The 20841-nt window shown below is 73.0% G+C and carries 25 protein-coding genes and 1 pseudogene; 14 read left to right on the top strand and 12 right to left on the bottom strand.

The genetic code is table 11. The features are described 5' to 3' along the window. The 4 genes from A6A25_RS08905 to A6A25_RS08890 form a co-directional block, all read left to right on the top strand. Window positions 1-294: ATP dependent DNA ligase (locus tag A6A25_RS08905; protein ID WP_443217045.1), on the top strand; the 294-nt coding region annotated here is incomplete at its 5' end. After that, window positions 287-1189, top strand: coding sequence for a non-homologous end-joining DNA ligase (ligD, locus tag A6A25_RS08900; protein ID WP_073887593.1), 903 nt, complete (start codon window positions 287-289; stop codon window positions 1187-1189). The genes A6A25_RS08905 and ligD, both read left to right, overlap by 8 nt. After that, complete coding sequence (locus A6A25_RS08895) at window positions 1146-1373, top strand: GrpB family protein (protein ID WP_338013199.1); 228 nt, start codon at window positions 1146-1148, stop codon at window positions 1371-1373. The genes ligD and A6A25_RS08895 overlap by 44 nt, the downstream gene beginning before the upstream one ends. Window positions 1374-1416: 43 nt before the next feature. Next, window positions 1417-4545 carry an ATP-binding protein gene (locus tag A6A25_RS08890; protein ID WP_073887524.1) on the top strand — a complete coding sequence of 1043 codons (3129 nt, stop codon included), beginning with the start codon at window positions 1417-1419 and terminating at the stop codon, window positions 4543-4545. On the opposite strand, the pseudogene A6A25_RS45330 reads toward A6A25_RS08890, so the two are convergent. Further along, window positions 4504-5277: pseudogene (locus A6A25_RS45330) on the bottom strand (alpha/beta fold hydrolase); the annotation flags it as partial. The gene A6A25_RS08890 and the pseudogene A6A25_RS45330 sit on opposite strands and share 42 nt — an antisense overlap. A 43-nt stretch (window positions 5278-5320) precedes the next feature. On the opposite strand from A6A25_RS45330, the gene A6A25_RS08880 reads away from it, so the two are divergent. Continuing rightward, window positions 5321-5791, top strand: coding sequence for a PPOX class F420-dependent oxidoreductase (locus A6A25_RS08880; RefSeq protein WP_073887522.1), 471 nt, complete (start codon window positions 5321-5323; stop codon window positions 5789-5791). Window positions 5792-5838: 47 nt separating this feature from the next. Here A6A25_RS08880 and A6A25_RS08875 read toward each other — a convergent pair whose 3' ends face one another. The 3 genes from A6A25_RS08875 to A6A25_RS08865 all read right to left on the bottom strand — a co-directional run bounded on the left by A6A25_RS08875 (window position 5839) and on the right by A6A25_RS08865 (window position 9009). Beyond that, window positions 5839-6507 (bottom strand): VOC family protein, encoded by a 669-nt coding sequence (locus A6A25_RS08875; RefSeq protein ID WP_073887521.1) that lies wholly within the window; start codon window positions 6505-6507, stop codon window positions 5839-5841. 34 nt (window positions 6508-6541) lie between these two features. Beyond that, window positions 6542-8584 carry a putative bifunctional diguanylate cyclase/phosphodiesterase gene (locus A6A25_RS08870; RefSeq protein ID WP_073887520.1) on the bottom strand — a complete coding sequence of 681 codons (2043 nt, stop codon included), beginning with the start codon at window positions 8582-8584 and terminating at the stop codon, window positions 6542-6544. A 68-nt stretch (window positions 8585-8652) separates the two neighbouring features. Next, window positions 8653-9009 (bottom strand): hypothetical protein, encoded by a 357-nt coding sequence (locus A6A25_RS08865; RefSeq protein WP_073887519.1) that lies wholly within the window; start codon window positions 9007-9009, stop codon window positions 8653-8655. Between the two features lie 67 nt (window positions 9010-9076). On the opposite strand from A6A25_RS08865, the gene A6A25_RS08860 reads away from it, so the two are divergent. Then, entirely contained in the window at window positions 9077-9850 is a 774-nt protein-coding gene (locus tag A6A25_RS08860) for a glycerophosphodiester phosphodiesterase (RefSeq protein ID WP_073887518.1), read from the top strand. A gap of 90 nt (window positions 9851-9940) precedes the next feature. Then, window positions 9941-11338: an MFS transporter gene (locus A6A25_RS08855; protein WP_073887517.1), complete on the top strand. Its 1398-nt coding sequence runs from the start codon at window positions 9941-9943 to the stop codon at window positions 11336-11338. 45 nt (window positions 11339-11383) lie between these two features. On the opposite strand, the gene A6A25_RS08850 is transcribed toward A6A25_RS08855, so the two are convergent. Together A6A25_RS08850 and A6A25_RS08845 are read right to left on the bottom strand one after the other, a co-directional pair. Then, a complete protein-coding gene (locus tag A6A25_RS08850) occupies window positions 11384-12109 on the bottom strand; it encodes a hypothetical protein (RefSeq protein WP_073887516.1) in 726 nt (241 codons plus the stop codon). Beyond that, complete coding sequence (locus tag A6A25_RS08845; protein WP_073887515.1) at window positions 12106-12420, bottom strand: PadR family transcriptional regulator; 315 nt, start codon at window positions 12418-12420, stop codon at window positions 12106-12108. Before A6A25_RS08845 ends, A6A25_RS08850 begins: the two co-directional genes overlap by 4 nt. 97 nt (window positions 12421-12517) lie before the next feature. Between A6A25_RS08845 and A6A25_RS08840 the strand changes: the two genes are divergently transcribed. Further along, window positions 12518-12961 (top strand): RrF2 family transcriptional regulator, encoded by a 444-nt coding sequence (locus tag A6A25_RS08840; RefSeq protein WP_073887590.1) that lies wholly within the window; start codon window positions 12518-12520, stop codon window positions 12959-12961. A 37-nt stretch (window positions 12962-12998) separates the two neighbouring features. Continuing rightward, window positions 12999-13391, top strand: a complete 393-nt coding sequence (locus A6A25_RS08835) for a RidA family protein (protein WP_073887514.1) — start codon at window positions 12999-13001, stop codon at window positions 13389-13391. A gap of 172 nt (window positions 13392-13563) precedes the next feature. Here A6A25_RS08835 and A6A25_RS46235 read toward each other — a convergent pair whose 3' ends face one another. Beyond that, entirely contained in the window at window positions 13564-13689 is a 126-nt protein-coding gene (locus A6A25_RS46235; protein WP_274534294.1) for a hypothetical protein, read from the bottom strand. Window positions 13690-13831: 142 nt separating this feature from the next. Here A6A25_RS46235 and A6A25_RS08830 point away from each other — a divergent pair, with 142 nt between their 5' ends. From A6A25_RS08830 to A6A25_RS08815, 4 genes are all read left to right on the top strand, one after another. After that, window positions 13832-14551 (top strand): thymidine kinase, encoded by a 720-nt coding sequence (locus tag A6A25_RS08830; protein WP_073887513.1) that lies wholly within the window; start codon window positions 13832-13834, stop codon window positions 14549-14551. Window positions 14552-14635: 84 nt separating this feature from the next. Beyond that, window positions 14636-15229: a helix-turn-helix domain-containing protein gene (locus A6A25_RS08825; protein ID WP_073887512.1), complete on the top strand. Its 594-nt coding sequence runs from the start codon at window positions 14636-14638 to the stop codon at window positions 15227-15229. Window positions 15230-15296: 67 nt separating this feature from the next. Further along, complete coding sequence (locus tag A6A25_RS08820; RefSeq protein ID WP_073887588.1) at window positions 15297-15767, top strand: NUDIX domain-containing protein; 471 nt, start codon at window positions 15297-15299, stop codon at window positions 15765-15767. Between the two features lie 470 nt (window positions 15768-16237). Then, window positions 16238-16582 carry an RNA polymerase-binding protein RbpA gene (locus A6A25_RS08815; protein ID WP_073887511.1) on the top strand — a complete coding sequence of 115 codons (345 nt, stop codon included), beginning with the start codon at window positions 16238-16240 and terminating at the stop codon, window positions 16580-16582. A 76-nt stretch (window positions 16583-16658) separates the two neighbouring features. Here the strand turns inward: A6A25_RS08815 and A6A25_RS08810 are convergent, their stop codons facing one another. Next, on the bottom strand, window positions 16659-17450 hold the full coding sequence (locus A6A25_RS08810) for a polyprenol monophosphomannose synthase (protein WP_073887510.1): 792 nt from the start codon (window positions 17448-17450) through the stop codon (window positions 16659-16661). After that, window positions 17425-19032 carry an apolipoprotein N-acyltransferase gene (lnt, locus tag A6A25_RS08805; RefSeq protein ID WP_073887507.1) on the bottom strand — a complete coding sequence of 536 codons (1608 nt, stop codon included), beginning with the start codon at window positions 19030-19032 and terminating at the stop codon, window positions 17425-17427. The genes A6A25_RS08810 and lnt overlap by 26 nt, the downstream gene beginning before the upstream one ends. A gap of 265 nt (window positions 19033-19297) precedes the next feature. On the opposite strand from lnt, the gene A6A25_RS08800 reads away from it, so the two are divergent. After that, the gene (locus A6A25_RS08800) at window positions 19298-19483 is read left to right on the top strand and encodes a PspC domain-containing protein (RefSeq protein WP_053722351.1); all 186 of its coding nucleotides are present in this window, start codon (window positions 19298-19300) and stop codon (window positions 19481-19483) included. Here A6A25_RS08800 and A6A25_RS08795 read toward each other — a convergent pair. From A6A25_RS08795 to A6A25_RS08785, 3 genes are read right to left on the bottom strand one after another with little or no spacing between them, the layout of a single operon-like run. Continuing rightward, the gene (locus tag A6A25_RS08795; RefSeq protein WP_073887504.1) at window positions 19477-20223 is read right to left on the bottom strand and encodes a TetR/AcrR family transcriptional regulator; all 747 of its coding nucleotides are present in this window, start codon (window positions 20221-20223) and stop codon (window positions 19477-19479) included. The two genes, A6A25_RS08800 and A6A25_RS08795, sit on opposite strands and share 7 nt — an antisense overlap. Window positions 20224-20233: 10 nt before the next feature. Then, window positions 20234-20599, bottom strand: coding sequence for a GntR family transcriptional regulator (locus tag A6A25_RS08790; RefSeq protein WP_073887501.1), 366 nt, complete (start codon window positions 20597-20599; stop codon window positions 20234-20236). Window positions 20600-20633: 34 nt separating this feature from the next. After that, on the bottom strand, window positions 20634-20834 hold the full coding sequence (locus A6A25_RS08785; RefSeq protein WP_073887499.1) for a hypothetical protein: 201 nt from the start codon (window positions 20832-20834) through the stop codon (window positions 20634-20636). Window positions 20835-20841 lie beyond the last annotated feature (7 nt).

The raw sequence follows: 20841 nt of genomic DNA, 5'->3' as shown, positions 1-20841 counted from the left end.
GGGATTCCGGACGGCGGGGGTGGGTTGGTGTTCGCGGGGTCGGTGGGTACGGGGTTCGACCGGGCGGAGTTGGCGCGGTTGACGGCGCGGTTGTCGGAGTTGGAAATGGCGCGGTCGCCGTTCGTGTCGGAGGTGCCGCGGGAGCGGGCGCGGGGTGCGCGGTGGGTGCGTCCGGAGTTGGTGGGTGAGGTGGCGTTCCGGCAGTGGACGGCGGACGGTCGGTTGCGTTTTCCGACGTGGCGGGGGTTGCGGCCGGATCGGGTGCCCGGGGAGGTGCGGCGTGCCGATGGCTGACGCGGTGGTGGCGGTGGGGGGTCGTCGGGTGAAGCTGACGAACCTGGACAAGGTGCTGTACCCGGAGGTGGGGTTCACCAAGGCGGAGGTGATCGACTACTACACGCGGATCGCGCCGGTGTTGTTGCCTCATCTGGCGGGTCGGCCGTTGACGGTGCGGCGGTATCCGAACGGGGTGGAGGGGAAGTCGTTCTTCGAGAAGAACGCGCCGTCGCACGCGCCGGAGTGGGTGCGGACGGTGCGGGTGGAGACGCCGGGGTCGTCGCGGGGTGCGGAGTACGCGGATTTCGTGGTGGTGGAGGACTTGGCGACGTTGGTGTGGGTGGCGAACCTGGCGGCGTTGGAGTTGCACGTGCCGCAGTGGAGGGTGGGTGCGCGGGGTGGGCGGCACTCCCCCGACCTGGTGGTGTTCGACCTGGATCCGGGTGAGCCGGCGACGGTGGTGGAGTGCTGCCGGGTGGCGTGCCGGGTGCGGGAGGTGTTGGTGGGTGACGGGTTGGTGCCGGTGGTGAAGACGTCGGGGTCGAAGGGGTTGCAGGTGTACGCGGCGGTGTCGGTGTCGTCGCCGGAGCGGACGTCGGAGTACGCGAAGGGGGTGGCGCAGCGGTTGGCGGGTGAGTCGCCGGATGAGGTGGTGTGGCGGATGGCGAAGGCGCAGCGGACGGGGAAGGTGTTGATCGACTGGTCGCAGAACAACCCGGCGAAGACGACGGTGGCGCCGTATTCGTTGCGGGCGCGGGCGAGGCCGTCGGTGTCGGCGCCGGTGTCGTGGGAGGAGGTGGAGGCGTGCCGGGTGGTGGAGGACCTGGTGTTTTTGGCCGACGAGGTGCGGGAGCGGGTGAGTTCGGGGGGTGAGCTGTTCGCGGTGGGTGAGCCGTCGCCGTTGCCGCGGTGAGGGTCTTGGGTCGCCGGAGGTGGGGCGGATGGTGGCGTTCCGGGACCGGTTGCGGGTTTCGGAGGCGGACCGGGTGTTGTACGAGCGGACGAAGCGGGAGTTGGCGGCGCGGGAGTGGGAGTACCTGCAGCAGTACGCGGACGCGAAGGCGGAGGTGGTGGCCGACATCATGGGCCGGGCCTGAGCGTCCGCTCCTCCGGGTGGGTGGGGTGCGGGAGGATTCGGGGGTGCGGTTCGGGGTGTTGGGTCCGATGGTGGTGCGGCGGGCGGACGGGTCGGAGGTCCGGGTCGGTGGGCCGCGGTTGCGGGCGTTGTTGGCGGTGTTGGTGGTTGGTGCGGGTCGGGTGGTGGGTGTCGACCGGTTGAGTGAGGCCTTGTACGGGCCGCGGCCGCCGGCGGGGGTGGGTAACGCGATCCAGTCGCAGGTGTCGCGGTTGCGGTCGTTGGTGGACGTGGAGGTGGAGTACTCCCCTGCCGGGTATCGGCTGGTGGTGGATCCGGGTGAGGTGGACGCGCTGCGGTTCGAGGAGTTGGTGGCGCGGGGTCTGCCGGGTGAGGCGTTGGCGTTGTGGCGTGGTCCGGCGTTGCCGGATGTGGGTGACGCGCCGTTCGCGGCGGTGTGCGTGGCGCGTTGGGAGGAGTTGCGGCTGCGGGCGGTGGAGGAGCACGACGGGGTGTCGGTGGGGTTGGTGTGGGAGTTGGTGGCGGCGCACCCGACCCGGGAGCGGCTGGTGGCGCGGTTGGTGCGGGTGCTGCACCGGGAGGGGCGGCAGGCGGAGGCGTTGGAGGTGTTCGAGCGGACGCGGCGGGTGTTGGCCGAGGAGTTGGGCGTGGACCCCTCCCCCGTGTTGGTGGCGGCGCACGGTGAGGTGGTGCGGGGTGAGGGGCCGGCGGCGCGGCGGGTGTTGCCGGCGCAGTTGACCAGTTTCGTGGGCCGCGCGCGGGAGGTGCGGCTGGTGGGTGAGGCGTTGGGGTCGTCGCGGTTGGTGACGTTGACGGGTGCGGGTGGTTCGGGCAAGACGCGGTTGGCGGTGGAGGTGGCGGGCCGGGAGCCGGGTGAGGTGTTCTTCGTGGATCTGGCGCCGTTGGCGGTGGGTGGGGACGTGCCGCGGGCGGTGGTGTCGGCGTTGGGGTTGCGGGAGGACGGGTTGCGGCCGGTGACGGCGCCGGTGGCGCGGTTGGTGGCGGCGTTGCAGGACCGGCCGGTGCTGGTGGTGCTGGACAACTGCGAGCACGTGGTGGACGACGCGGCGGCGTTGGTGGGCGGGTTGTTGCCGGCGTGTCCGGGGTTGCGGGTGTTGGCGACGTCGCGGGAGGCGTTGGGGGTGACCGGGGAGGTGGTGCGGCCGGTGCCGCCGTTGGAGTGCGGTGGGGTGGGGTCGGCGGCGGTGCGGTTGTTCGCGGATCGGGCGGCGGCGGTGAACCCGTCGTTCCGGTTGGATCCGGTGACGGCCGAGGTGGTGGCGCGGGTGTGTCGGGCGTTGGACGGGTTGCCGTTGGCGATCGAGTTGGCGGCGGCGCGGGTGCGGTCGTTGCCGGTGGCGGAGATGGCGGCGCGGTTGGGTGACCGGTTCCGGTTGTTGTCGCGGGGTAGCCGGGCGGTGGTGGCGCGGCATCGGACGTTGCACGCGGTGGTGGAGTGGAGTTGGGGGCTGCTCGACGAGGACGAGCGGGTGTTGGCGCGGCGGTTGACGGTGTTCCGGGGTGGGGTGACGTTGGGGTCGGCGGCGGTGGTGTGCGGGGTGGTGGGCACGGACGAGTTGTTGCCGTCGTTGGCGGACAAGTCGTTGGTGGAGGTGTCCGGGGACCGGTACCGGATGTCGGAGACGGTCCGGGCGTTCTGCGCGGACCGGTTGGCGGAGTCGGGTGAGGAGCGGGAGGAGGTGCGGCGGGCGCACGCGCGGTATTTCGCGGCGTTGGCGGCGGAGGCGGCGGTGCCGTTGTTCGGGTCGGAGCAGTTGGTGTGGTTGGGGCGGTTGGCGGCCGAGCACGAGAACCTGACCGCGGCGGTGCGGTGGGCGGCGGGGCACGACCACGTGGTGGCGTTGCGGTTGGCGGCGGATCTGGGGTGGCCGTTGTGGTTGCGGGGGCTGCGCACGGAGGGTGCGTCGTTGGCCGGGGAGGTGGTGCGGGCAGTGGGTCCGGTGCCGCCCGCGGGTGTGGCCGAGGAGTACCTGTTGTGCCTGGTGAACGCGTCGTCGGCGGGGGCGGTGGGGTTGCCGGGGTCGCCGTCGCCGCGGGAGCCGTTGCCGGCGGGGATGGGTGGTCCGCCGACGCGGCCGTTCCTGACGGTGCTGTGGGGCATGGCGCACGGGGTGCCGAAGCTGGACCTGCCGCAGTTGGAGGTGCTGCGGGAGCGGCTGCTGGGGTCGGATCCGTGGAGTCGCGCGTTGGGGCGGCTGGGCGCGGGGATGGGGTTGCTGTACTCGGGTCGGGTGCGGGAGGCGTGGGAGGAGCACGCGGCGGCGTTGGCCGGGTTCCGGGCGGTCGGTGAGCGGTGGGGCATGGCGTTGGCGTTGTCGCAGCTGGCGGAGTTGGCGCGGGCGGGTGGTGATGTGGTGGTGGCGGTGGGGTTCCTGGACGAGGCGTTGGCGTTGTCGCGGTCGTTCGGGGCGACCGAGCACACGGCGAGCCTGTTGTGTCGTCGGTCGGAGTGGGCGTGCCGGTCCGGTGACCTGGAGGGCGCGGCGGCCGATGTGGAGGAGGCGGCGGTGCTGGCGCGGTCGCAGGGCGCGGTGGAGGTGTTGGCGCAGGCGTGGCTGGGTGCGGCGGAGGTGGCCCGGCGGCGCGGTGACCTGGAGGGTGCGCGGCGGTGGTGCGCGGAGGCGTTGCGGGTGTGTCCGCGGGGGTGGTTCGGGCCTGAGGAGGTGCGGGCGTTGGTCCTGGTGGCGGCGGGGCGGGTGGAGTTGGCGTGCGGTGACCGCGCGGCGGCGGTGCGGGCGTGGGGTGCGGCGGCGGGTGCGGCGCGGGAGTGGGGCAACCAGGTGGTGTTCGCGCGGGTGGTGGAGGCGTGTGCGGGGTTGGCGGTGGCGGAGGGTGACGGTCGGCGGGCGGCGTTGTTGGCGGGTGCGGCGCGGGGGTTGCGGGGTGAGGTGGCGGTGGTCGATCCGGAGGTGGTGGCGGTGGAGGCGGCGGCGCGGGAGATGGTGGGTGGGCGGGTGTTCGCGGAGGTGTCGGCGCGGGGTTCCGGGTTGGGGTGGGACGAGGTGCTGCTCTCAGCGGGGTGGGAAGCCGCGCAGGTGGTCGACCGGGAAGGCGGGGTCGTCCAGCCACGGGAAGTGGCCGGCGCCGGGCTGTTCGACGTAGGTGCTGCCGGGGATGAGGTCGACCAGTTCCCGGACCAGGTGCGGTGGTGACACCGGGTCGGCGCCGCCCGCGTAGACCAGGACGGGGATGTCCAGGTCGGCGAGGGCGCGGCGGGTGTGGCCCGGGCTGAACGCGCCGTCGGCGGAGTAGCCGGCTCGCGCGACGGGTGAGGCTTCGGTGGGTTCGGCGGCGGCGTGGGCGCGGGCTTGGTCGTCCCAGCGGCCGTAGAACAGGGGTGCGGCGGCGAGGCGGTTGGCGGGGGTGTCCTGGCCGTCGCTCCAGGCTTTCAGGGCGGTGGTGGCGTCGGCGAACCAGGGCTGGTGGGCGTGGGCGCGCAGGTGCTCGGCCCAGTCGGCTTCGGTGGGTGTGGCGCCGATGGCGCGTAGCGCCGGGGTGAGCAGGATCAGTGAGGAGAGCCGTTCGGGGTGCTGTTCGGCGTAGGCCATGGCGATGCCGGCGCCGGCGGAGTGGCCGAGCAGGTCGACGCGGTCCAGGCCGAGGTGGGCGCGCAGGGCGTCGACGTCGGCGGCGAGGCGGTCGCGCCGGTAGGTGCCGGGGTCGGTGGGGGTGTCGGAGTCGCCGGTGCCGCGGTGGTCGAGCAGCAGGAGGGTGCGGTGGTGGTGCAGGCCGCCGAGGTCGCCGAGGTAGGAGGAGGCTCGGCCGGCGCCTCCGGGGAGGCACAGCAGCGGCGGGCCGTCGCCGGTTTCGTGGTAGGCGAGGGTGGTGCCGTCGTGGGAGGTGAAGCGGTGGGTGGCGGGCTTGTGGGAGGCGGAGTGGGGCATGTGGTCATCTTCTCGTGGGGTGGTCTTCTCCTAGGCTGGGGGTATGCCGAGATTCGCCACCGCTGACATCGTGTCCCGAGACGACCTGGTCGCGTTCCTGCGGCCCCGGCACCGTGCTCTGCTGATCACGGCGCGTGCCGATGGGCGGCCGCAGGTGTCGCCGGTGACGTGCGGGGTGGACGGTGAGGGCAGGATCGTGGTGTCGACGTATCCGCAGCGGGCGAAGGTCCGCAACGCGCGGCGGGACGAGCGGGTGACGGTGTGCGTGCTGTCCGATGAGTGGGACGGCCCGTACGTGCAGGTCGACGGGCGGGCGGAGGTGCTGGACCTGCCGGAGGCGTTGGAGCCGCTGGTGGACTACTACCGGTGTGTCGCCGGTGAGCACCCGGATTGGGACGAGTACCGGGAGGCGATGCGCCGTCAGGGGAAGTCGCTGATCCGGGTCGCGATCGACCGGTGGGGGCCGATCGCGACCGGTGGGTTTCCGCCGGAGTTGGCGGACTGGGGCGGCTGACGGCTCCCCCGGCCTCGTCCCGCGGGATCCGCTGGTGTGTGGGGTCGCTAGGCGTGGGCTTGGTGGGTGGTGGACCAGGTGCCGCCCCAGCCGGTGGGGTTTTCCAGGAGCGCGAAGACGGTGCCGGCCGGGTCGGCGATGGCGGTGACGATGCCGGTCGGGACTTCTCTTGGGGGGACGAGGACGGTGGCGCCCATGTCGGTGGCCTCGGCGATGGCGGTGGTGGCGTTGGGGACGGAGAAGTAGCAGGTCCAGCCGCCGGTGGCGGTGAGGCGGCCGGCGACGGGGCGGCGGGCGCCGGCGATGGTGGCGTCGTAGAGGGTGAAGTCGGCGTCGGGGTCGCGGATCTGCCAGCCCAGCTCGCCTGCCCAGTAGTCGTCGGTGGGGGTGGTGGTCATGAGTTCGACCCAGGAGGGTTCGCCGGGGCGGGGTTGGGGTGCCCAGGGGCCGTGCAGGACGCGGCCGGTGTCGATGGCGGCGGTGGGGTCGAGGTCGCGGGGTTCGGGGCCGGCGAACACGATGCGCCAGCCGGGGTCGCCGGGGTGTACGCGGGTGGCGAGGCGGTCGCCCACCCAGCCGGTGAAGGAGCCGTCGGGTTCGGCGATGATCACCCAGCCCAGGAGGTGGGCGTAGAACTCGGCGATCGGTTCGGGGTCGGTGGTGCTCAGCTCGACGCGGCGGACACCGCGCGCGGGGTTGTCGGGGGTACCGGGCACGGCGGTGGTTTCCCATCGGGGAGGGCGGCGGAGATCAGGAACGCGCCCCATCCTCCGCACCGGTGAGGTGTGGCGACAATGCGCCGTTCGGCGGCTGCGACTGGGCCGAGAGGACCTGTGCCAGGGGTAGGGGGCGGCCGAGGTGGAAGCCTTGGCCGATGCGCACGTCGAGGCGGACGAGGGCGTCGACCTGGGTGGGGCGTTCGACCCATTCGGCGACGGCGGACAGGCCGAGCCCTTGGGCGATCCGGACGATGCCGGCGACGAGGACGGCGTCGGTGGAGCGTTCCTCGATGCCGCGGACGAACTCGCCGTCGATCTTGATGCCGGTGATGGGCAGGTGTTTGAGGTGGACGAACGAACCGAAGCCGGAGCCGAAGTCGTCGAGGATGATGCGGCAGCCGAAGCCGCGCAGCTGCAGTGCGAGGGCGCGGGCGGCGTCGAGGTTGGTCACGGCGGCGGTTTCGGTGATCTCCAGGCCGAGGCGGCCGGGTGCGACGCCCGCGGTGGCGAGCCGGTCCAGGACGAACCCGCCGAAGTCCTCGTCTTCGAGGGTGCGGCCGGAGATGTTGACGTTGAACCGCAGGTCGGGGTCGGGGTGGCGGACGAGGGCGTCGATGGCGGTGGACAGCACCCACCGGTCGATGTCCAGGACGAGGTCGGAGCGTTCGGCCTCGGGCAGGAACTCGGCGGGGCCGAGGTAGGGGTCCTGGCCGTCTTCCAGGCGCAGCAGGAGTTCGTGGCCGAGGGTGGTGCCGGTGGCCAGTTCCACCATCGGCATGGCGTGCAGGGCGAGGCCGCCGTGGTCGAGGGCGGCGCGCAGCCGGTCCAGCACGGAGACGCGTTTGGCGGTGTCGGCGTAGTGGCCGGGTTCGTAGACGGTGACCCGGTTGCGGCCGGCGGCTTTGGACGCGTAGAGGGCGAGGTCGGCGTTGGCGAGGACGAGTTCCCACGTGTCGCCGGGACCGTACTCGGCGACACCGGTGGACACGGTGAGGCTGCGGGCGGCGCCCACGAGCGGCAGCGTGGCTACGGCATCGCGCAGTCCTTCGGCGACGCGGGCGGCGTCGGCGGGGGTCGCGCCGGGCAGCACGACGGCGAACTCGTCGCCGCCGAGCCGGCCGATCAGCTGGGCGGGCGACAGCCGTGACCGCAGCGCGGAGGCGAGGGCCTTCATCAGCCGGTCGCCGACGGCGTGGCCGCGCAGGTCGTTGACGTCCTTGAAGTTGTCCAGGTCCAGCAGCAGCATCGCGCCGGGCCCGCCGCCGGCGAGCTGGCGTTCCAGCTCACGGGTCACCGCGCGCCGGTTCGCCAGGCCGGTGAGCGGGTCCTGTTCGGCCAGGGCGAGCAGTTCGTCGTGCACGCGGCGGGCGCGGGTGATGTCGTGCGCGGTGCCCAGCACCCGCAGCGGCGAGCCGTCCTCGTCGGCGACGACCTCGCCGAAGCACTCGAACCAGCGCTCGACGGTGCCGCCGGCGAGCAGCATCCGGTGGGTGTAGGAGAACCCGGCACCGGACCGCATGGCCTCTTCCAGGGTGGCCTGGATCATGGACAGGTCGTCGGGGTGCACCAGCGCGGCGTAGCCGTCGAAGTCCAGCTCGGTGCCCGGGTCGAACCCGAACATCTCCAGCAGGGTGTCCGACCACACCACGCGGTCGTCGGCGACGTGCCACTCCCAGGTGCCCATGCGGCCCAGGACCTGGGCGCGGCGCAGCGCGTCGGCCTCGTGGGTGGCCTCCAGCTCGCGGTCGCGCCACGCGGTGACGTCCACCACCCGGTACAGCAGCTGCTCGCCGGAATCGGAGTCGGCGTCGAGGTGCTGGCAGGTGACCTCCAGCCAGCGGTGTCCCTTGCGGTAGGCGCTGGGGGTGAGCAGCGCGAGACCGGAGCGGGGCCGTTCGGGGGCGCCGGGCAGCAGCGCGGGCAGCGACCGGCCGACCACGTGGTCCACCGGTACGCCCAGGATCTCCGCCAGCGCCGGGTTGACCCAGGCCAGCGTGCCGTTCGCGTCCGTCACACCGAAACCGACGTCGGCCCGGTCGAGCACCTCGCGGTGCAACGCGCCGTTGCCGTTCACGCGCCCCTCCTCGCCCACCCGCGCGTCATGATGGTCGAGACCACGTGCGGTGGGCAAGCCGACACGGTTCAGCGCAACCGCTCCAGCCCGCGCGCGGTGTCGACCAGCTCCCCCGCCAGCCGCCGCAGTTCGGTGCCGTCGGCACCGTCCGCGGCGGCGGTGGCGACGTCCTCGGCGGCGCACCGCAGCTGGAACAGCCGGTCCTGCAGGTCGGCCAACTCCCCCGCGGACAGCACCACCGCGTCCTCGGGCAGCCCGCCGCGCTGCACCGCGGCGCGGCGTTCGTAGGCGCGTTGCCGGCACGGCTGCGCGCAGTACCGGCGTGGCCGCCCGATCCGGCCGCTGTCGGGCAGGCGGCGTCCGCACCAGGCGCAGTGCCTGGCTTCCTCACGGCGCGCCGCGACGGCCTCGGTCACCAACTCCATGGCGGGCGACGGTATCCCGCTACCCACCGGTCACCCTCGCGCCACGCCGCCAGGGCAGACTCCGGGTGTGACCGCGAACCACCCGTACCTGTCCGGACCGCACCCCCGGGCGTTCGCCCACCGGGGCTGGCACCTCGGCGAGCTGTCGGGGATGGAGAACTCGCTGGCCGCGTTCCGCCGCGCCGCCCGGGAGGGGTACCGGTACCTGGAGACCGACGTGCACGCCACCTCCGACGGTGTGGTGGTGGTGCACCACGACGCGACGCTGGACCGCACCACCGACGCGACCGGTCCGGTGGCGGCTCAGCCGTGGTCGGAGGTGCGGCGGGCGAACGTGGGCGGCCGGGAGCCGATCACCAGGTTGGAGGACCTGCTGGAGGAGCTGCCGGAGGCGTTGGTGAACATCGACGTCAAGGCCGACTCGGCGGTGGTGCCGGTGCTGGAGGTGCTGCGCCGGTGCGACGCGCTGCACCGGGTGTGCCTGGCGTCGTTCTCGGAGAAGCGGCTGGCCCGGTTGCGCAGGTTGGGCGGTCCGGGGCTGCTGACGTCGATGGGTCCCCGGTCGGCGGGTGCGCTGTGGGCGGCGGGGCGGGTGCCGCTGGTGGGGCTGCCGGTGCGGGGCACGGTGGCGCAGGTGCCGGTGAACCAGGGCCGGCTGCTGGTGGTCGACGGCCGGTTCGTGCGTGCCGCGCACCGCCGCGGTCTGGAGGTGCACGTGTGGACCATCGACGACGAGCCGCAGATGCGCGGGCTGCTGGACCTGGGGGTCGACGGGCTGGTCACCGACCGGCCCGACCGGCTGCGCGACGTGCTGGTCGACCGGCAGGCGTGGGCGGGCTGAGCGGCGCCGCGTGACCCGCGGGAAGACGGTTGGCAACAGGTTGGTGGTGATCACCACCATCGGATGGCGGGCGATATACAGTCCGCCCCCATGAGCGTGGCCGACAGCACCGCACCCGCCGTGGACCGCAAGCGGGAACAGCGCGGGTGGATCTGGTACGACTGGGCGAACTCGGTGTTCCCGACCTCGGTCATCACCGTGTTCCTCTCCCGCTACCTGACGGCGGTGGCCTCGGAGGCCGCCCGGGCCGACACCGCCCGCAACGGCCCGGACGCCTGCGCCGACGGCGCGCTGGAGCGCTGCGACATCTCGCTGTTCGGCCTGTACTTCCCCGCCGGGTCGCTGTTCGGCTACCTCGTGGCGTTCGCGACGGTCGTGCAGGTGGTGGTGCTGCCGGTGATGGGCGCCGTCGCCGACCGCACGCAGAACAAGCGTCGGATGCTCGGCGTCCTGGCGTTCACCGGGTCCGTCGCCACCGCCGCCCTGGCCGCGGTGGGCGGCGACGACTGGCACCTGGGCGTGGTGCTGTTCGTGCTGGCCAACATCTGCTACGGCGCGTCGATCGTCGTCTACTACGCGTTCCTGCCCGAGATCGCCTCCCCCGACGAACGCGACGCGGTGTCAGCCCGCGGCTGGGCGTTCGGCTACCTGGGCGGAGGTCTCGCGCTGGTGGTGCAGTTGGGGCTGTTCCTGGGCCACGACGCGGTCGGGGTGAGCGAGAGCGCGGCGGTGCGGATCGGGTTCGTGATCTCGGGCCTGTGGTGGGCCGGGTTCACCCTGATCCCGCTGGCCCGGCTCCAGCGGCACCAGCCGCCGCACGGCACCGAGTCCGGCGCGTCGGTGATCACCGCCGGGTTCACCGAGCTGCGCCAGACCGCGCGGCAGGCCCGCATGTTCCCGCTCACCCTGGCGTTCCTGGGCACCTACCTGATCTTCGCCGACGGCATCGCGACGGTCGCCAACGTCTCCGCCCAGTACGGCCGCGAGGAGCTGCTGCTGGACGAGACGGTGCTGATCACCACGATCCTGATCGTGCAGTTCGTGGCGTTCTTCGGCGGCATGCTGCACGGCTGGGTGGCCCGCTGGTGGGGCGCCAAGCGCACGATCATGGCCAGCCTGTGCGTGTGGATCGTGGTGATCGGCGCGGCGTACTTCGTCCAGGCGGGCCAGCAGGTCCAGTTCTACGCGCTGGCGGCCGGGATCGGGCTGGTGCTGGGCGGCACGAACGCGTTGTCGCGGTCGCTGTTCAGCCAGATGATCCCGCCCGGCCGGGAGGCCCAGTACTTCTCCCTCTACGAGGTCGGCGAGCGGGCGTCGTCGCCGCTGGGGATGGCGATGTTCGCGGCGGTCGGGCAGGCGACCGGCTCGTTCCGCCTGGCGATCATCTCGCTGGTCGCGTTCTTCGTGATCGGTCTGGTGCTGCTGATCTTCGTGCCGGTGCGCAAGGCGATCGCCGCCACCGGCAACCCGGTGCCCGCCAAGGTGTGACCGGACGAGTGCCCGCCCGGGAGCTCCTCCGGGCGGGCACCGTCGTCAGGCGGCGGGCACGGGCAGGCGGGCCGACCAGGGCCGGAACGCGGCCGCCAGGACCACGGCGATCAGCCACGAGGCCAGCATGGTCGACGACGACAGCGCCGGCGCGAACACCACCGACGCGGCGCCCGCGATCAGCCCGACCAGCGCGATCGCCCACCACACCCGCGGCACCGGCGGCGCCTCCCGGTGGAAGCCCGCCACCACCGCGACCGCCGCCACGCACGTCGGCGCGTACCACAGCAGCGTCCACCAGGGCGGGAACCCCGCCGCCACCGACCACACCACCGGCACCAGGCCCAGCGCGCCCAGCAGCCCGGCCGCGACCCGGCCCAGCGCGCGCCGTCCCGCCACCAGCGCCGCGAACGCCGCCACCGCCGCCACGTCGAACCACCAGCCCCGCGTGTCGACCGCCCAGCCGACCCGCAGCGTCACCGTCCACGACTGCGCCGCGGCGACCAGGAGCCCGAGCAGGCCGGTCAGCCCCAGCAGCCGCGTCACCGTGCCCGCCATCCGCCGCGCGCCCAGCCGCACCCGCACCGCCAGCGCCAGCGTCGCGCCCGTCTCGCCCCAGCCCGGCCAGCCGTGCTCCAGGTCCACCTCGTCGGTGCGGTCGGCCAGGAAGATGCCGACCATCTCCTCCTCGCGCTCGGCCCGGTACCAGGCGGGCAGCACCCGCAGCAGCGCCCGGTAGCGACGTTCCAGGTTCGACCTCTCCGACCTCACAGCGCACCCCTCGCCCTGAGCACCGACGACGCGGCGCGCACGTTCGCCGACAGCCGGGCCACCTCGGCCGACAGCGCCCGCACCCCGGCGTCGGTCAGCCGGTAGTAGCGGCGCAGCCGGCCCTGGTGGACCTCCTCGCGGTCCCGCTCGGCCAGGCCCTCCGCGACCAGCCGGTCCAGCACCCCGTAGAGCGTGCCGACCCGCAGCCGCATCCGACCCTCCGACAGCCCGTCGACCGCGCGCACGATCGCGTAGCCGTGCAACGGCTCCTCCGCCAACGCGGTGAGCACCAGGAACACCTGCTCCGACATACCTCTCACACCGCAGGTTATATCGCGAAGCGGTATATCTCGGCAATAAATCTGGATATGTGATGTCCAGGATTCGGCTAGGGTGGTCGTCGTGAAGATGACCGAGGGCGTCGAGTGGGCCCTGCACTGCTGCCTGGACCTGGCGTGGGCCGGCGACACCCCCGTCCCCGCCGCCCGCCTCGCCGCGCACCACGGCCTGCCCCCGGCCTACCTCACCAAGCAGCTGCAGGCCCTCGGCCGCGCCGGCATCGTGCGCTCCACCCCCGGCCCGCGCGGCGGCTACCTGCTCGACCGGCCACCCCACACCGTCACGCTGATGGACGTGGTGGCGGCCGTCGACGGGACCGACCCGGCGTTCCGCTGCACCGAGATCCGCGCGGACGGCCCCCACACCACCCGCTGCGCCATCGACACCGCCATGGCCCGCGCGGACCTGGCCTGGCGCCGGGAACTCGCCGCCCGCACGCTCGCCGACCTCGACGCCGACGTGCGCCGCGCCGACCCCGACGCCCCGGCCACCACCCGCGCCCGACTCACCTGACACCCCGACACACCACGACCGGAAGGAACCCTCGACCGTGCCGCACACCATCACCAACCCCGACGGCCTGCCCGACCCCACCGGCTACGGCTACAGCCACCTCGCCGCCACCACCGGCGACCTGGTCTTCGTCGCCGGCCAGTACGGCTGCGACGCCGACGGGCACCTCGTGTCCGACGACTTCGCCGAGCAGGTCGACCGCGCGTACGCCAACCTCGGCACCGCCCTGCGCGCGGCCGGCCTGGACTACCGCCACGTCGCCCGCCTGGGCACCTACGTCGTCGACCACGACACCGACCGGCTCGGCGTGCTGCGCGACCACGTGCTGCGCATCTGGGGCGACCGGCCACCCGCGCAGACCCTGCTCGGCGTCACCACGCTCGCCCTGCCCGGGATGCTGTTCGAGGTCGACGCCGTCGCCGTCCGCTGACCGCCTACGGGCAGCGCGCCGCCGTCACACCCCCAGTACACCAACGTCGACGTGGACGTGGTGGTGCGCCAGTACCGCCACGTCGTGCCGAACGACGAGCTGCTGCCGACGTGGCTGTAGGAGGTGTTGCCCGCGGTGAACGCCGCCGTGCCGCAGCGCAGGTCGAACGACGTCAGCGCCTCCTCCGCGGTGTCGACGTGCACGCCCCGGCGGGCGCGGCACCGGCGGTGCCCGGTGACGACACGGCGAGCCCCAGCACCGCCAGGGGTGACGCCGGCAACGCGACGATCCTGCGCATGACTCCTCCTCGAAGGCGTCGCCGGCCGGCCCGGCGCGGACCGGCCGCGGGTGTCGGGCCGCCCCGGGCGGGACGGCTGTCGTCCACCGCACGGAGGAGGTCGCGGCGGCCCCGCTGATACCGCGCATTAGGGTGGCCCGCCGTGGAACCGATCATCCCCGCCCCGGACCCGACCGACGCGCTGTCCTCCGTGCCCGCCGCCGGGGCCGGCCGCGGTCTCTCGCCCACCGGCAGGCTGCGGTTCTTCTTCGGGCCCATGGACTGCGGCAAGTCCACCCTGGCCCTGCAGATCGACCACAACCAGGCACGTCAGGGCCGCCGCGGGCTGCTCCTCGTCCGGCACGACCGCTCCGGCACCCCCACCATCTCCAGCCGCATGGGCCTGGCCCGCCACGCGCTGGAGGTCCACGAGGACATGGACCTGTGCGTGCTGGTGCGCCAGCACTGGGCCCGCGGCAGCCGGGTCGACTACGTCATCGTGGACGAGGCGCAGTTCCTGTCCGCCGAGCAGGTCGACCAGCTCGCCGAGCTCGCCGACGACGCCCACCTGGAGGTGTACTGCTTCGGCCTGGCCACCGACTTCCGCAGCTGCCTGTTCCCCGGCTCGCAGCGGCTGTTCGAGCTGGCCGACGAGCTCAACGCCATCCAGGTCGAGGTGCTGTGCTGGTGCGGGCGCCCCGGCCGGTTCAACGCCCGCGTCCACGACGGCGACGTCGTGCGGGCCGGCGACACGGTGCTGGTCGCCGACACCACCGCCACCGACCTGGTCGAGGTCCGCTACCAGGTGCTGTGCCGCACGCACTACCGCACCGGCGACCTCGGCCCCGACACCGTCGACGCCCACCAGCTCAGCCTCACCTGACCCGACGGGCACAGAGGTGGACGCACACCGTCCCGGCATCCCACAATGGACAACTCCATGTTGCCGGAACCGGGACACCCTCACATGAGCGACGACCACACCCCCACCGACGACCCGACCGACGAGGTGCTGGACAAGGTCGGCGAGCGGCTGCGCCACCTGCGCACCAGCCGGGGCGCGACGCTGGCCGACCTGGCGGCGGCCACGGGGATCTCCAAGAGCACCCTGTCGCGGCTGGAGTCCGGGCAGCGCCGGCCGAGCCTGGAACTGCTGCTGCCGATCGCCCGCGCGCACCGCGTGCCGCTGGACGAGCTGGTCGGCGCGCCGCCGGTCGGCGACCCCCGCATCCGGCCGGTGCCGGTCCGCCGCAACGGCATGACCGTGCTGCCGCTGACCCAGCAGCCGGGCGGCCTGCAGGCCTACAAGATGATCATCCCGGACCGGGGCGAGCCCGACCCCCGCACGCACACCGGCTACGAGTGGCTCTACGTGCTGTCGGGGCGGCTGCGGCTGATCCTGGCCGACCACGACGTGGTGCTGGTCGCCGGGGAGGCCGCCGAGTTCGACACCCGCCTGCCGCACTGGTTCGGCCCGGCCGACGGCGAGCCGGTGGAGATCCTGAGCCTGTTCGGCAAGCAGGGCGAGCAGATCCACATGCGCACCCGCCGCAAGACCTGACACCACGCCACCGTCACACTGTGCGCATGAGGGCCGGGTGTGCGGGGAGCGTGGCGGGGGCGTGGGCGTGACGGGCGGGCGCAGTGCGGGGATCCTGCTGCACCGGGTGGTCGACGGGCAGCGGCAGGTGCTGCTGGGGCACATGGGCGGGCCGTTCTGGGCGCGCAAGGACGAGGGCGCCTGGTCGATCCCCAAGGGCGAGCCGGACGGTGACGAGGAGCCGGAGGCCACCGCCCGCCGCGAGTTCACCGAGGAGCTGGGACTGCCGGTGCCCGACGGCGAGCTGGTGCCGCTGGGCGAGGTGCGCCAGTCCGGCGGCAAGGTGGTGACCGCGTGGGCGCTGGCCGCCGACCTGGACCCCGAACGGGTGATTCCGGGGACGTTCACCCTGGAGTGGCCGCGGGGGTCCGGTGTGCTCCGCGAGTTCCCGGAGGTGGATCGCGTGGCCTGGTTTTCTCTCGTCGAGGCGGGGGTAAAAATGGTGAAGGCCCAACGGGAGCTGCTCGACCGACTCGCGGAAAAGTACACTTTCGGGTGACACTGAAGCTATCGAATGGATAAAGCGTCCGATTGGACGTTTGGGTGCGGTCCGGACGGGTGATTCATCCTCATGTCCGCCACCCGCCACACTCGCGCCGCCACCCTGCGTGGCGGCGGCCCCGAAACCCACTGGAATAACTTTGCGTAACCGTGACCATGACGGACGTCACTACCGGCGAGTTAAACCCGCCGTAACGTCGCCCTGCGTGGTCGGTCTAAGCTGTCGCAGCCGCACGACTTCTGCCAGGACTGCTCCATCCGTGTGATGGGGTCGCCCGGTAGCTTGATAACGCGTCACGAACCGGCCGCGATTGCATCCCTTAGGAGGAAGCCTTCGTTGACGGGTGAAAGACGTCACTGTGGGCGACGATGACCGTGAAGCCGGGAACGAACGGAGCAGTCCGATCGTTGCACTCGGTGAGCAACAAGCCTGGGCCCCGGCCCTGAGCCGAGCGAAAGGACACCGCCATGGCCGACCGCGTTCTACGGGGTAGCCGGCTCGGAGCAGTCAGCTACGAGACCGACCGCAATCACGACCTCGCCCCGCGCCGGTCGGTGCGGTACGCCTGCCCCAAGGGCCACGACTTCGAGGTCCCGTTCTCCGACGACGCCGAGATCCCCCACACCTGGGAGTGCCGCCTGCACGGCCAGGAGTCGAAGATCATCGACGGCGCCGAGCCGGAGCAGAAGAAGATCAAGCCGCCGCGCACGCACTGGGACATGCTCCTGGAGCGGCGCACCATCCCGGAGCTCGAAGAGCTGCTGGACGAGCGGCTGGAAGAGCTGAAGGGGCGGCGCACCCGCACCGCCTGACCAGTGTGACGTGCGAGGGGCCCGCCGGAATCCGTTCCGGCGGGCCCCTGGCGCATGCGCCGCTGGTGCTGTCGGGTCAGCGGTTGCTGGGAGTCTTCGGCTTGGCCGCGAACAGCTCGCGCAGCTGGGTCGCGCGGCGCCGCACACCCCACTTGGTGACCCGCCACAGCGCTTCGCGGACGATGTTGCCGCTCATCTTCGACTCGCCGATCTCACGCTCGGTGAACGTGATCGGGACCTCGACGACGCGGTAGCCGAGCTCGATCGTGCGCCACGCCAGGTCGATCTGGAAGCAGTAGCCCTGGGACGCGACGGTGCCCAGCTTGAGCCGCTCGAGGACCTCGGCGCGGAAGGCGCGGAACCCGCCGGTGATGTCCTTGACCTTCGCGCCGAGCGCGATCTGGGAGTACACGTTGCCGCCGCGGGAGATCAGCTCCCGGTACTTGGGCCAGTTGACCGTGCTGCCGCCGGGCACGTAGCGGGAACCGAGCACCAGGTCGGCGTCCCGCAGGGCGTCGAGCAGGCGCGGCAGGTCCTCGGGGGCGTGCGAGCCGTCGGCGTCCATCTCCACCACGACCGCGTAGTCGCGTTCCAGCGCCCACCGGAAACCCGCGACGTAGGCGGCGCCCAATCCGGCCTTCTCCGTGCGGTGCAGCACGTGGACCCGGTCGTCCGCGGCGGCCATCTCGTCGGCCAGCTGCCCGGTCCCGTCGGGGCTGCCGTCGTCGACCACGAGCGCGTGCGCCCGGGGCAGCGCCGCGTGCAGCCGCTTCACGATCTTCCCGATGTTGTCCCGCTCGTTGTAGGTCGGGATCACCACCAGCACCGGCCCGAGCTCGCGGTCAGGCTGCGCCTGCTGGTCCGCCATCCGTTTCCTCCTCGCCGACCCCGGCACCGGGGGTCGGACGCGTCCGTCGTCGTGTCACTGTCAAGGCGATCGCCACGGCCATCAGGCCCAGAGCGGTCATCACCCACTCGGGCCATGCGCCGAGCCGGGTGGCCAGCGTAGCCTCCCCGCGCAGCGGCACCGTGGCCACCAGCGCGTCCGGGGTGAACATGCCGGTCCGCGCGGTGACGGCCCCGTCGGGCGCGACGATGGCGCTGACGCCGCTGGTGGCGGCGACGACCACGGATTTGCCGTGTTCGACGGCGCGGACGCGGGACATGGCCAGCTGCTGGTAGGTCATCTCCGTGTAGCCGAAGGTGGCGTTGTTGGTGGGGATGGCGATCAGGTTCGCGCCTTCGGTGATGGAGTCGCGGACCACACCGTCGAACGCGACCTCGTAGCAGGTGTCGAGGGCGACCTTGGCGGGGCCCATGGTGAAGCCCTCCGGGTCGGTGCCGGGCTGGAAGGTGCCGGCGCGGTCGACGGTGTCGGTGAAGATCCGGAAGAACTCGCGGTAGGGCATGGTCTCGCCGAAGGGCTGCAACTGCCGTTTCGTGTAGGTGTCGGTGGCGCCGGCGCCCGGTTCGTAGAGCACGACGGTGTTGCGGGGCAGCTTGTCGTCGGGGTCGATGACGACGGCACCGACGGCCACCGGCGCGCGGATGGCCTCGACGGCGCGGCGGATCTGGTTGGCGGCGTCGGCGTTGCGGAAGGGGTCGATGTCGGAGGAGTTCTCCGGCCAGATGACCAGGTCGGGTTGCTCGGCGCGGCCGGCGGCGACGTCCTCGGCGAGTCGCAGGGTGCGGGCGACGTGGTTGTCGAGCACGGCACGGCGTTGGGCGTTGAAGTCCAGGCCGGCGCGGGGCACGTTGCCCTGGATCGCGGCGACGGTGGCGGTGCCCTGGTCGGGGTCGGTGTGCACGAGCGTGGACGCCGCGATCCCGGCCGCGAGGGGCAGCACGAGGGCGGGCACGCCGAGTTTCCAGTTCCGGACCAGGTGGGCGGCGCCGAAGCCGGTGAGGGCGACGGCGAACCCGACCAGCGGCGCGCCGCCGACCGAGGCCAGCGGCAGGTACCAGCCCTCGGGCTGGCCGAACGCGATCTTGCCCCAGGGGAAGCCGCCGAAGGGCACGACGCCGCGCAGGGCCTCGTCGGCGACCCACACCAGCGCCATCCACAGCGGCGCCCCGGGCAGCTTCGACACCACGGCCACGGCGGCGGTGCCGACGGCGATGAGCAGCGCGCACAGCAGGGCCAGCGGCAGCCAGGCGATGAGGCCGACGAACTCGCCGGTCCAGCGCAGCAGCGGCGCCATGAACCCCAGCCCCCACACCAGCCCGAGCCCGAACCCGGCCCGCGCGCGGCGGCCGTGCAGCAGGACGCCGAGGACGGCGAACCCGACCGGCGCGAGCCACCAGGTGGTGCGCGGGGGGAAGCTGAGGAACACCGCGCCACCGCCCGCGGCGGCGACCACGAGCCGCAGCAGCGTGCCACGCACGTCCCGGCGTCGGGCGGGGGGCGTGTCGGCGACGGGCTGATCCGGCGTCACGGGGGCTGCGACCACCGGATCAGCCTACGAGCCGCCGGTCACGAACCCGCAGCCGGCCCGCGCCGCCACCTCACCCGACCCGGTACCGGTAGGACAGCACCGTGAGCTCCTCCCCCGAGGTCCGGTTCACGCCGTGTCGCACGGGCGCGGGCTCCTCCCCCGCCGCCGGTGGACGTGTGGGGCGGGGTGGGGTTGCCCTGGGATTGGGGGTCGGCGGGTCGGGGTAGCAATCAGGGTGCCCACCGATGTCGTGGGCTGTGCGCGCGGGGAAGGTGGAGGTATGACCACGTTGACCAGGCCGCAGGACCGGAAGATGATCGCGGGTGTGTGTGCGGGGCTCGCCGCCCGGTACGGGTGGAAGGCGAGCACGGTGCGGTGGGTGTTCGTGTTGTCGTGCCTGCTGCCGGGGCCGCAGTTCCTGATCTACCTCGTGTTGTGGGTGATGATGCCCAAGCGCCCCTACTGACGGGTGCGGACCAGGGCTTCGATGCCGTCCAGGACGCGGTCGAGGCCGAAGGTGAACGCGTGGTCGCCGTCGTGGGCGGCGCCGTGGGCCTCACCGGCGGCGGCCCCGACGCGGGCGGCGGTGGGGAAGCGCGCCGGGTCGAGGACCTTGGCCAGCAACGGCGCGGCGGCCTGCCACCACTGCTCGTCCGTCAGGCCGGTGCGCTGCCGGGTCCGGACGGCGTCGACGGTGACGCGGGCGGCGGCGCGCACGTGGCCCAGGACGAGGGTGAGGACGGCGTCCATCTCGACGTCGGTGAGGCCGATGCCGTCCACGGCACGCAGTTCGTAGTCGTACTTCGCGGCCGTGTGGGGGCCCAGGACGGCGCGGTGCGTGGTGACGTCCAGCAGCCAGGGGTGGCGCAGGTGCAGGTCGAGGTTGTCGCGGGCGATGCGGGCCAGCCGGCCGCGCCACCCGCCGGGCACGTCGGCGGGACGCGGTGTCCCGGCCTGCACGGCGTCGATCATGGCGTCCACGAGTTCGGCTTTGCCGGGGACGTGGGTGTAGAGGGACATGGTGCCGACGCCGAGGCGTTCGGCGACGCGGCGCATGGACAGCGCGGTGAGGCCTTCGGTGTCGGCGAGGTCGACGGCGGCGGCGACGATGCGGTCCACGCCGAGGTCCTTGCGGGCGGTGCGGTCGGCGGTGCGCCACAGCACGGCGAGGGTCCGGGCGGGGTCGCCGGGGTGTTCGGTGGCCACTCGCGTCACCCTACGGGTGGGGCGTGTCGGTCAGGGCGGCTCGGACGATGCCGAGAGCTTCCTCGGTGGTCAGGCCGTGTTCGCGGGCGGTGGCCGCGTAGGCGTGGGCGGCGCGCAGGACGCGTTCGCGGCCCCTCTGCCCGGCGGCGCTGACGACGGTGCCGGCGCGGCCGCGGGTTTCGATGAGACCGGCTTCCTCGAGCTCGCGGTAGGCGCGGGCGACGGTGTTGACCGCGAGGCCGAGGTCGGCGGCCAGGGCGCGCACGGTGGGCAGGCGGGTGCCCACGGCGAGGTCGCGGTCGGTGATCCGGCGGGCGAGCTGGGACCGCACCTGTTCGTAGGGCGGCACGGACGAGGCGGGGTCGATGCTGATCACGCGTCGATAGTGGCAGAGGCCCGGTGGGACGGCGTCACGGCGGGGTGACGTGGAGTCGCCGGGTCGCGACGGCCCGTGGCAGGGTGGTGTGCGTGCTGCGCGGACCGCTGCTGTCGACCGTGGTGCTGGCGTTGGTCACGGGGGTGGCCTTGCTGGCCCTGCTGTTCGGGTCGGACCGGCGGGTCGCGGGCACACCCACCCCGTACTGCGCGTCGCTGCAGCTGTTGTTCGACACCGACGAC

Source organism: Saccharothrix sp. CB00851, assembly GCF_001905065.1.
Taxonomy (GTDB): domain Bacteria; phylum Actinomycetota; class Actinomycetes; order Mycobacteriales; family Pseudonocardiaceae; genus Actinosynnema.
The sequence above is the reverse complement of the archived record's forward strand: the minus strand, read 5'-3'. Positions and strand labels throughout refer to the sequence as shown.